6 protein-coding genes are annotated in these 12,604 nt (G+C 25.6%); all 6 read right to left on the bottom strand.

The window, feature by feature from the left end:
• Nucleotides 1–652 (bottom strand): hypothetical protein (locus tag UDIV_RS04005; protein ID WP_038103651.1); only part of this gene is annotated, 652 nt, incomplete at its 3' end.
• Nucleotides 653–934: 282 nt separating this feature from the next.
• Nucleotides 935–3,352: an MAG6410 family transglutaminase-related lipoprotein gene (locus UDIV_RS04000; RefSeq protein WP_038103649.1), complete on the bottom strand. Its 2,418-nt coding sequence runs from the start codon at nucleotides 3,350–3,352 to the stop codon at nucleotides 935–937.
• A 265-nt stretch (nucleotides 3,353–3,617) separates the two neighbouring features.
• Nucleotides 3,618–5,624 carry an AAA family ATPase gene (locus UDIV_RS04745; RefSeq protein WP_051749546.1) on the bottom strand — a complete coding sequence of 669 codons (2,007 nt, stop codon included), beginning with the start codon at nucleotides 5,622–5,624 and terminating at the stop codon, nucleotides 3,618–3,620.
• Nucleotides 5,624–6,601, bottom strand: a complete 978-nt coding sequence (locus tag UDIV_RS03990) for a hypothetical protein (protein WP_038103647.1) — start codon at nucleotides 6,599–6,601, stop codon at nucleotides 5,624–5,626. The genes UDIV_RS04745 and UDIV_RS03990 overlap by 1 nt, the downstream gene beginning before the upstream one ends.
• The gene (locus UDIV_RS03985) at nucleotides 6,601–8,622 is read right to left on the bottom strand and encodes a hypothetical protein (RefSeq protein WP_038103645.1); all 2,022 of its coding nucleotides are present in this window, start codon (nucleotides 8,620–8,622) and stop codon (nucleotides 6,601–6,603) included. The genes UDIV_RS03990 and UDIV_RS03985 overlap by 1 nt, the downstream gene beginning before the upstream one ends.
• Nucleotides 8,615–12,352, bottom strand: coding sequence for an AAA domain-containing protein (locus tag UDIV_RS03980; RefSeq protein WP_038103643.1), 3,738 nt, complete (start codon nucleotides 12,350–12,352; stop codon nucleotides 8,615–8,617). The genes UDIV_RS03985 and UDIV_RS03980 overlap by 8 nt, the downstream gene beginning before the upstream one ends.
• Nucleotides 12,353–12,604 lie beyond the last annotated feature (252 nt).

The raw sequence follows: 12,604 nt of genomic DNA, 5'->3' as shown, positions 1-12,604 counted from the left end.
AAACTAGTCTTGCTGCCTTATCTTTTCATTTTAATAAGTTATTAAGTTGCAGTTTGAATTCATTATAGAAGTATTCAATAATTTTTGCATTGGCTGATAGTTTGATATCAGATAGTTTAGTAAAAACAGATAAGTCTTGTTGATCATTAGTAATTTGGCGTTCAACAGGATTAGAGTTGTTATTATCATAAATAAGTGCTTTTTTGATGATATATTCATTATTATCTTCTAAGTTTTCAAAAGCAACTAAAACTGATCCATCATTAGCTATTTTTGTTTTATTTGAAGTAATTAAAACATCTTGATCATCAACTTTTTGGAGCTGAATTTGAACATACTTATTTATATATGATGAGTCTAATTTAAAGTTTAGAGCATACTTACTATCAACAAGTTTCAAATTCTTATCTATGTTATTTAATAAGATTTGTATTGGTTTTGCTGGTTTTAGTGCTACAAGTGGTCGAGTTTGTTTAACTACTGTAGGATCAGTTATCTTTATGTTTTCTTCAAGTAATGATTTTTTAGGAGTACTTTTTGTAGATGGGTTTTTATTTTCATTTGTACAAGAAGCTACTAATAAAGGAATAGAGATAGATGAAGCAACTGCCCCAATCAAAATAGCTTGTTTGATTATTCTTTTTCTTTTCATAAAAATTGATTTCATCCATTTCTATTAGTAATCATTTATTGATCGATTACTAAATTAGTGTAGTAACAAAAAACAATTTATAGAATTCTTTCTGTTTAAAGTTATTATAACACGACTATAAATTTAAGTATTTTATGCATATAAATGACTAAACCGATTATGAATGATTAAGAATGATAATTTTCTTCAATCTTTCTATTAGAAAAATATCTTTATAAAAGAAAAACACAACTATGACTAAACATAATTGTGTTTAATAAATATTGTTTTATTTAATCTTTTTTAGTAAACAGTTACTTTAACTGTATCAGATGCAAGTTGAGAACCATTTGGTTTAATTCTAACTTGATAAGTTCCTGATGATAAATTACTTAATTTAGTAGTAGTTATTTCTTTTCAATCAGCTGTGCCATCTAATCGGTATTGCATAGTGTTATCAACGCCAATAATTTGTTTATTGTAATATTTAACTTCTCTATCTAGATCTCTACCTTTAGTTAATTTGATATGTTGGATCTTAGAAGCAGAATGTTTAGCATCTGGTTTTCTACGAACATAGATGTCTATTGTACCAACATCATTAAATGGAATACTATTTCCTTGTATATCTTTTCAGTCTCCAATAGTAGTTCGATATTGCATATTTGAATCTACATTAGTTAATACTCCAGATGAATTTGTATCAGCAATAAACTTAGCTTCAGGGGTTGGTTGTTGTTTTACATCAAAACTTACTTCAGAAGTACTTGGTTTGAATTGGTATCCAATTTTAAAGACATCAATCTTAATATTATTTTTTCCATTAGGGATATCGAAATTTGTTAAGTAAACTAAATATCCATCATTAGTTTTTTCTAATCTATCAATGAATGCATTTTGAACTTCAATGTTTTCTAAGCCAAATTCAACTTCACCATTGGTTTGGATTTTAATGATATAAGAACTCTTGTCATTTGTTGTTGGTGAAATAGTTAAATCAACTTTTTTAGAATCAACATTTTTAATTTGATCTTCTAATAAATATCAGAAATATTTAAAGTTGTAATTTCAATCAACTTTTCTACCAACATTAGGTTTGTATCTAGTACCTGTAAGATCTTTGATGGCTTTTTCTAATATTTCTTCATTTTTAAATTTTCAAGGTGTATTAACTAAAAATCAAGTTCTTTTAGGCTCTTTTGTGAAAGTTTTATGTATAACCCTTCTAACTCCAATTTCATCAACCACAAAGTTGTCCATCTTTGAAGCACGATATTTTGTCCCCATTGTATCTAAATTAGGATTAGTGTATTTTCTAGGCGATCTGAAATCATCATCTAAAATTAAAAAATAATTATAAATAGTTTTTTGTTTACCATTTCTTGTTCAACGTTTTGATCTTACCCCTCAAGTAGTATCCACATGGTATCATTTACCTTCAATTTCAACTAGATTTCAAATGTGGTTCTCATATGTGTTTCTAGCAATTAAAACAGGTCCAACAATTAATTTAGATGGTATACCAAGTTCATCAAGTAACATCTTATAACCTTTAGCGTACCCAGAACATACACATCTCTTTTCAACAAGTGATGAATATGCAGTTTGGTCATCAACTAAATTACCACGCTCAACATATTCTACATTTTGAGTCATTCACTCATATGCTTTTAATGCTTTTTGGTAATCTGATAAATCGTGTCATTCTTCTGTGATCTTTTTAGCAGCTTCTTTTGCTTTTCGAGTTTCAATTTCATTTTCTGTTTCAGAATTAGAAAAAACTCTAACTATAGCTTTATATAAATATCCTTGATATTCTGCTCAAACTTCTGATTTACCTTGTTCACCATCATACTTAAGTCCTGAGACAGTTCCATCGTCTTTAAGTGAAATGATTGCTCCATTCCAAGTTGATCCACTCTTATAAACTTCACTTTCTGGGTATCGGGTTCTTACATATCATTTAACGCCTGAAACTGGTTGATTATCCTTATCTAATAACTCTAATTTAAAGGGATCAGAACCATCTCCAAGCACTTCTACATAATCATTTTTAAGTTTAAAATCAGAATGTGTATAGTAATTTGGTGCTAATTGGTCAATCCCTAAAATACGATCTCTTATTTGTTGTTCAGCTAATGCAGCAGGTTGAACTGGTTGATCGATTTGTTTAGGATAGAAGCTATCATCAACATGTTTAAGCGGTTGTTCTTCTTTAGTACTTGAATCAAAAGGAGATTGTATTTCTTCTTTTGGTTGGTTTGATGAACTATCAACTAATGGGTTAGTAGATTGATTCTTTGTTTCATCTTCTTTTTTATTATCTACTGAATTAGAGCTACTTGAATTATTTGGAGAAGGTTGAGAGTTATTTGAACCAACAACACTTTTATCATCTGGTTTTTTATTAACTTGATCAGATGGTTCAGTAGGTTTTTGTTTATTCCCTGTTGCAGGACTACTACTTTGATTATTTAAAACACTTGGTTTATTTTCTTGTTTCTTCTCACTAATCTTAGTTTTATCTGTTTCTTTAAATAGTTGACTATTCTTCTTTTTAGAATTTGAATTATCTCTTTCATCAAGCTCTTCTAAAAGAGAGTGTTTTTGATTAACACCTTGTTTATCTTCATTTTTACAACTTGCTACAAAACCAATAATAGGTAATAAACCTACTCCTATTAATAAACTAGAAATGATAATTTTCTTCTTTGTTTTCATAACCACTAACTCCTTTAGTAGGAATTTGATTCTAATTCATTTAGTTAATAAATAAAATTAACTTACATAGCATAATATTTTTAAAAATGAACAAGAATTGTAAATTTATATATAAATTTTATAACAAAATAACATTCTCTTCGCTTTTTTAGTATTGGTTGGCTAACTTTTAAAACAATATTTCAATAAATATGTTTAATTAATTCAAACTTAAAGCAAAACAAAAAACCAGAGCAATCTCTGGTTCTTGTTCTAAATAATCGATTTAATCTTTAATTGTTGCTTTAAAAGCAAATGTGCCATTGTTTGTATTATGTTTACACTCAATATTTAAAACTACAAATGTTCCCTTTTCTGAGTTAGCTAATTTATTTTGAATATCTTTATTTTGTTTAAAAATAGCATTTGAAATAATACTTACTAAATCATCTTCTAAAGCAATGATTAAAGCTCTTGCTCCCATATTATCATCAGAATTATTGATTACAAATTGATAATAATGTTCAATATTATCATCAAATTCTAATTTGATAGATTTCTTATCAAGTAAGAACTTTTTAATCTTTTCAATTTTAGATTTAATAATATCAAGCTTAATAGTAGGATCAACAATTCGATTAAAAGGAACAATGTTTGATTTACCAATACGGTTAAGTATTTCTGGTCTATTTAGTTTTTCTTTAAAGTGTTTGTCAACTTCGTTTTTAAAATGTTCTATTATTTTTTCATTAGTACCATCTTTTGGCATTGTGCTTGCACCGATGTTTGATGTAAAGATGATGAATGTTTCTGAGAAATCAACAAGTTCTCCTTTAGATGATGTTAGTCGACCATCTTCTAAAATTTGTAAAAATTTATCAAAGATTTTTTGATGAGCTTTTTCAATTTCATCAAATAAGACAATTGAAAATGGTTTTTCAATAACTGCGTTTGTTAATGTACCACCAGCTTCATAACCAACATAACCAGGAGGTGCTCCTAATAGTTTTTGGTCTGATTCTTCATGGTTGTACTCTGACATATCAAATCTTATGATTTGATTTGCATCTTTAAAAACAAATTCAGATAAAGCTTTAACACTTTCAGTCTTACCAACACCAGTTGGTCCTGCTAAAAATAAGATTCCTTTAGGTTTGGAATTATTAGCAACTTCTGAACTTTGTAAAATACCTTGTAGTCCAACATTGCTTCTAATTAAAGTTTCTTTAATTTTCTTACCAACATGTTCTTGACCTTTAACACGACTATTAAAGATTTCAGTGAATTTAGCTAAACTATCATCGTTTATTTTTTCTCATTCAGAATCTTTCTTTTCAAAGAAACAAAGACGATAAAGTTCTTTAAAATCCTTAATTTCATATGGTCATCGATCTGCAAAATCCTTAAGTTGAAGCAATTCTCTAAAGGTTAAACCATTAGTTATTGATGCAGCTGTATTAATTTCTTTTTGTGTTTCTAATTTAGTAATTAGTTTTGAAAATGTTGATCCTCTTAATTTAAAGAATGCTTCTCGTTCAACTAATGATGGGGTTGGAATATTAAGTGTGCTAACTTCTCGATTGTTAGCAAATAAAATCGAATTAAACATTTGTTCATTTTTAACTATTAAAATTAATTTCAAATTAGACGGCTTAAAACTGTGTGTAATTGAACTAATCTCATTTGTTAATAAATCAATGATTGAATTTATTTGCGTTAAATCAAAACCTTGGTTTTTTTCACTTAAAAATAAATCAGCTAAATCTAAAATAAAAAGTGTTCTTTTTGTATAATATGGATCACTAATTTTTTCAATAATTAATTGTTTTAAACGCTCAACAATTAAAACACTATCATTGTTCATTGACCCTACATTAAAATCTGATAGTGATAAACTTGATTGTTCATACCCATCATCAGTTTCAGATTCATCAATCTGATTTTGTTTGATTTTTTTAACTCTAATATTACCATGAACAACATCAGCATCCTCTTGTCAGTTTGAGTTATAAAGGAAGATCTCATTAAACCTAAAATTGGGATCTTGATATAAAAAGTGCATTAAATATTGATTAAAAGTAAGAATATCTTTTGATTCAAAATCAATTAATGAATCTAAATAAGTCTGTTTACTAAGTTTATTATTAATATCATCTTCTTTTGCTGGTTTTTTAATATTTAAATCTAAGATCTTAGGAATAACAAAATCAGATGTATTGCCTTTAATAATTAAAATATTCTTATTTAAAAGCCTTATTTTTAATTGGTCAACAATTGTAGCTTTAAAACTCATTATTTACCTCATTGTTTAATCTTTTCTTTAGCTTTATATTTTGGTTTAGATGCAACAAACTCTCTTATGATGTTTTGTTTAAGAACTTTCATTTTTGAATGGTTTTCAATATAAGCTAGCATTTCTTTTGCTGTTTTAGTGCAAACATGAGAAGCATAATCACCAATCTTATATGAAACAGTGTTATCAGCTGAAACTGTGAATTCAATTTGCTCCCCTATCTTATTTTCAAAAATATAATAAGAAGCTAACCCCTTACTTTCAAGTATTACTCTTTGTCCTTGAAATTGATATTGTTTATTTTTAACTAAGAAATCAGCAAATGGTTTAATGATTTGATTATTATTGATTAATTTTTTAATTTGTTCTTTATACCATAATTCATAATCAGTAATATCTTTTTTAGTTGTTACTTGATGGATGCGAGATAAGAAGTATGATTGAACATTTTGGTCATCGTGTTGATAGATGTGTTTATAGTACTTTTCTTTAAAAACCTTTAGTTCAGATGGATCAGCTTTTATACTTACTAGTTCATTAATTAAATCACTTAATACAGTTTCATTAACTTCTAAATTATTTTCATAAATTCGCTCTAATGCTTTAGTAGCAATTTGTCCATATTCATAAACATAATATTCAAAATTATTAATAGAAGATTCTGTTTTTGTAGTGTAATCAATTGCTTGAATAACATTTAAAGTTAATTTTTCAATCTTATCATATTGTGTTCTAAAAAACCCTTTCTCAGAGTATTGCATTGCTTCATAACTTCCTGATAAAAACTGTACACTTTCAACAATTGAATCTTTGATATTTTTTAATTCAATAATTGATTTTTTAAGAAGTTCATTGTTTAGGTATTTATTAGAATCAATAGCATTTTGGATAATTTTAATATTTTCATCACAAATGTTATGTAATTGCTCTTTTTCTAGTTCATCTAAATTAAGTGTTATTGTAGCAAGATGACTCATTACTTATTACCTTTGTTTTTAAAATTGTTAATATATCTATCAATTGCTTTTAGTTCTTCATTATCTTTTATATGTTCTTTATCATCTTTATTCTTGTTTTTATGAAGATTATGAGCAAAATTATTAGATAAATAAGAGTAGTAATCAGCAAGTTGTTTATCCTTTTTTCTTAAAGTTTTAGATCAGTTGTTAACTTTTTGATCATCAGTTTTATTAGCAAATTCTTTAGCTAGATCTTCAAGTTGATTTCTTAACTTCATTGCTAGGGGTAAATTTGTTTCTTTTATAAAACCAATATTCTCATTTAATTGCTCATTAGATTGTTCTAAGAACTTATTGATATAATCAATGTAAATATATGCTTTTTTATTTGAAACAATTGTAATTTCTTTTATTGAATCGAAAAATGATAAAAGTTCTGAATAAATATTTTGATTTAAATTATTTGCTTTTATTTCTTGAATTCTAGCTTCAATTGAAGCTTTAAGTTTTTCAAATTTTTCATTTATCATCTTATTAGTCTTAGTTCAAAACTCAGTTTTAAAAACAGGATGATTATTGTATTGACCAATTCATGAATCAAAGTTATAAGCAAAAATCTCAATTATTAAATCTTTATTTTCTGCATCATAAAAGTTAAAAATATTCATATTGTTACTTCTTTCAACAATTTCATCTCTTAACTCTTTTTGATCTTTAGTAAGAATTTGATTAACAAAAACTGAATAATCTTTAATATCATTAATTTGATTAAAGATATTAATAAATACATCTTCATTATATAAAACTTTAATTTGTTCAACTCAGTCTTTAAAAGCAACTTTAATTAATTCTTTAACATCAATTAAAATATCTAATGATTCAATGCTTTGAATTTCTTTTGTTAAAAATAGTTTAATCTGTTCAGATAAATCAACTTTTTCTAAGAAGGCTTGATCATATAAATCGCTTTTATTATATATTTGTTTTACAATGCTTAAGTATTCATCTTCACTAATTTCAAAAGGAATAATTAGTTGATTATACTCATTATTAAATTTGTGTTCTTCAATATATAAATTACAATTAAATTTATATAAATTAAATAGTTTCTTTTTGTAAATAATGTAATCTAAAAATGGTTCAAATTCAACTTTATTTGTTCATTTAAATAAATATTCATTATCAAATTTATTCAAATCGAATGGGTTGTTATCTACTACTTTTAAATCAGAAAATTGTTCATTATTTGGGAAAATTTTATTAATTAGTAATGTTGCTGAATTCTCTTGCATTTTATATATTTGTGGTTTTTTAAGTTCTTCAATAAAAACAAGTTGATTTTTTGTTTTCGTTGAAATCTTTATATCAATTTTTTCTTCTTTATATTCTAAACCGGTTGAATAAATTGATTCGAAAAAAGCTATTAATAATCCAGGAGTTTTATCTCTTTTGATGTCTACAACTATTCTATTTTTTGATCGTTCAATATCTTCTTCAGCTTTTGCTATTTTTTGTTCTAATTCTTCATTAATATCTGTGTTACGGTACCAATCAATAAAAGTTTTTTTATCTATATTTTGTTCATTAAAATATTCTGTATACTCTTCTGATAAAAATTTAGGTCTTAAATAAAATACATTATTTTTTTCGGTAGGATTTGAATCTAATAAATAAAATTTATTATGAGATATATAACTTTCGATTTTGGGGTGGATCTTTATCTTTTTAACTTCGTATTCAAGTAAATCTTTATCTTCTAAATCTTTATAAGAACCATTTAGACTAATTACATTTAGACCAATTAAATCTCTAACTATTTTTAATCAAAATGATCTAATTAAAAGATCATTACGGATATTGAAAATATCCTTAAATATTTGTTTTAATGTAAAATATTGTTCCTTTTCATTAGATAGTTCATATAAACCAACAATGAATGTAGCATGATAAAAATCCATTGCTTTTAATTCTTGAACTTTGAAGTTTATTTTCTTTTCAATTATCGGAAAATGAAATCTTAATAGTATGTCTTTATTCATTGCTTTCGTCCTCATAAATATCTCTAGAATCTATATATTCTCTATCAAGCTTATATTTGTAGTGATTAATATATTTAATTAAACTGTTTGGGGCATTTTTTCAGCCTCTAGGTTCTAAATATTCTTCAAAACTACCAAAGATAATCAATATATTCTTTGTTCTAGAGAACGCAACATTAAGTCTGTTAACATCATTTAAGAAATCAATGTTTTTATCCCGGCCTTGGTTATTAATTGACTTCTTAGTTCTTATTAGATCTACTAAAATAATTTCACACTCTCGACCTTGGAAGTTGTCAATTGTATCAACAACAATTTTTCGTTTATTACCTAGATATTTTTTATGAATATCAGGATCGATTTCTTTAATTAGTTTTTTGATTAATGTTGCTTGGTTTCGACTTAAACAGATAATACCAATATGAGCAAAATCACTATCTTTTTCTAAAAGTTTTTCAATCTTTTTATCTTTAAGAATTAGCTTCAATGATTTAATGATAACAAGTGCATTATATTGATTAATTTTTGCTTCATTTTTCTTTTGAGTATTGAAATCTTTGATGAATTCAGTTTCAATAACTCCATCATCAATTAATTTGTCGTTGTCAAAATTAGTGTCATCATTAATTATGATTTCACCAGCATTTTTGATTGATTCAAAATAATCATCAGATAGTTTGTGCGTTGATACTAAATTAAGTTTATTCTCAAAGTATTTAAATGAATATTCTTTAAAGCATTTATCATTTTTAGCTGTTTCTAAAGGTTGTTCTTTCTCTTCATATAAAATATTAACAAAGCGAGTTATTTCATCTGGGAAACGGTGTTGATGTGTTAAAAACTCATATGAGTATTTTTTACTTTCATTTTCTTGATTTAAAGTGTTAATTGTTTGTTCAAAATATGGAAAATTCAAGATTTCAGCAATTTCTTCTTTGTCTAGTTTTTCATAATCATTTTCCATAATTCCTTCTTTTTCTAACGCTTCATATAAATCATCTGAGAAATTACTTGTTGGTGGTAATTGGTAAGCATCCCCAGCAAGAATGATTTTTTTACAGAATAAAGCACGATTAATTAATTCATATAAATTAGTTTTAGAAGTTTCGTCCATAATTGATACTTCAATTGGATAATCAGTTGTAATATCGATTAATTCATTTTTATGTTCAATTTGTGTGCTTGATGTTGTAGTTAATCCAAATAAATTGATTAATTGATTATCCACTAAAACATCTAGTAATAAACTATCATTATTATCTAAAACAGGGTTTTCGATATCAAAATTTAAGTTAAATTTATTCAACCTTTCATAAACTCTTGCTTTAATTTCATCATTTTTTTGAGATTCTGAATTTGAACTTGATTTTAATTTTTCTAAATCTTTAATATCAGAAATCTTTTCAAATAAACTTTTATCAGTTGCTTTATCAAACCCGTATTTTTCAAAAATTTTCGCTATTTCATCAATAATCCCTAATACTTCATTATATTGAAAATATTCATTTCTTACTTCATCAAGGTTACATTGATTTGTTAAAATTTTTTCAAATACACGTTCAAGCACAAACTTGTTATTAGAATTATCTCTATATCTTATTAAATCATTAATAAAATCTGTATTTGTTTTTTGATTATTTTTTATATTAACTAAATTAGCTTCAGATGATAATGCTTGTTTGTATCTGTGCGGAATTAATTCCTTTGCATACGGATTATTTCTAACTTTATTACCACTTGCAATTTTGTAAGCAAACACATTAGGATCAGTTGGTTCTTTTTTAGCAAAACGATCAAATGCATTATCGATCGCTTCGTGTGTAGATGAAGTTAAAACTACATTCTTGTTTGCTAGATGGTAGTATTCAATTAATGAACAAATAACTTGTGTTTTCCCTGTTCCTGGTGGACCTTGAAGTAAGAATAAAGCATCTGAATAAATAGCTTTTTTAAAGCTATCTTCTTGTTTCTTGTTTAGTTTATTCTTTTGAGTTATTAATTTGATATTTTCATCACTGTCTGCTTTTGAAGCATCAACCTTAAAGGGTTTATATAAAGCTGGAACTAAAAGCGGTTGTTTATAATCCCCATCAAACAAAAAGTTCATTGACACTTTAGAACGCGTAATAATTGCTTTTTCACCAGGACTTAAGTTAGATATTGGATATCTTTTAATAAAGTTTGGATTATTGTAATGTTCCTTATCAAAGTAGCTTTCTACTTCGATGCTTATATCTTTGTTTTTACCTTTAGCTCTAATAGTTAAATTTTCAAGTTTGAAAATATTTAATTTATCTTTTGAAATTCATTCTTTTAAATTATTGATATTTTCGATTTTGTAATCTTTAGCATTGATTGCTTTTACGATTTTAGTTCTTTCATTAGCTATCTCTTTTTGTTTGGAGTTTATATTATTAATCTTTGATTCGATTTCTTTAATTCTTTTGTCAATGATATCTAATTCTTTATTAGCTTGCTTTTTTAATTCATCAATTTTTTTAGGCTTTTGTTTTTCATCAATTTTTTCATCTATTTCTAATTGATATATTTCATTAGATAATCTATTATGTATGTCGTTTTTGCTTTTTTGTTCTTTATCTAAATCATCGTTACATTTTTTAGATTGTTGACTAGCTTCATCATTCTCTTTATCAAGGTCCTTTAATTTCTTTGTTAACTGTTCATTTTCTTTTTTAAGATTATCAACTAAATCATCAAGTGGTTTATCCTTATTGTTTTCTAATTTGCATTTAACATATAAAGAATCCGAAATGTTGTTTTTAGATAAAATATCTGAAAAATATCCTTCAAAAGATTTCTTTTTATCAGTATTTTTTCCAGCTAATAGATATATTTCATTATTTCTTAATTCATGTGTAATAGGTATTTCTGTATCTTCATCGATTTCAAGTTTAAGTGATTCCTTATTAGAAAGATTTAATAAAAATGTATTATGAAGATCTTTGTTATTCTTGTTATCATAAATCTTAGAGAAAGAATGAATATACTTTTTATTTTTTGATAAGTTGATATTATCTTCTTCCTTATCATCTTTATGATTTCGAATTGATTTTATATTAGAAAGAGTTTTTTTATTTTCGTGACGCATAGTAGAAAGGAGACTTTTGCGTCCACAACATTCCATGTAAGTATTACAAGTGAAAATTAATTCATTTATTTTTTTTAATTCTTTGAATTCTTGTAATTTATTGTTATAGTTACAAAATGAAATTCTTTGTAAACTAAAAGAAGAGAACTCACCATCTTGTAAACTGATATCAAATATTAAGGCAACTGTGTTTGCATTAAATGAAACTTTTTCCTTACCCGGACTAAAATGCTTCAAACTAACGTTTTCTAAATCTTTTGTTTGAGCTAAAATACAAAAATTAGTATATTTTTTGAAAGAAGGATTACTTGTTTTTCATTCCAAACGATCTCAAATACTTCTTCCACATCTTTCTAAACCAACTGCAAAGATGTTAAAAATATTGTTTACTTCAAGATTATTTAATAATAAAGAAAAAGCATTCTCACTATGTTCGAGTGAATTTATTGATGAGTCAATCTCTTTTTGAATTAATTCTTGAACTGTTGGATTGCTATTTTTAGCACCTTTTCAACCTTCTATTAGTTGTTTACTTCTTTTTTTAGCATTTTCATTAGAATTGAAAAGGATATATTTTCCAGAACCACAGTCTTCTAAAATGTTTAAATATAACTTGTCCATTACATATACCTTTTTAAGTCGAGATTAAGCTTTTCGAAATAAACTAGTAATTTAGTTATTAACATTTATAAAATAAAAAATTGGCTTTTATTTTTAGATAAAAGCCAAAGATTTTTAGATTATAGTATGTTAAATGAACGTGATTTCTTAGTTTTATACGATTGCACAAAAATCTTGCAATCTCTAAAATATCCTAAGTATCAATTGAAATAAAATTACTCGAATTACAATTCGAAAATTCTTTGCATATAT

This window comes from Ureaplasma diversum NCTC 246 (assembly GCF_000731915.1).
Taxonomy (GTDB): domain Bacteria; phylum Bacillota_I; class Bacilli_A; order Mycoplasmatales; family Mycoplasmoidaceae; genus Ureaplasma; species Ureaplasma diversum.
This window is presented reverse-complemented; position numbering and strand designations above follow the sequence as displayed.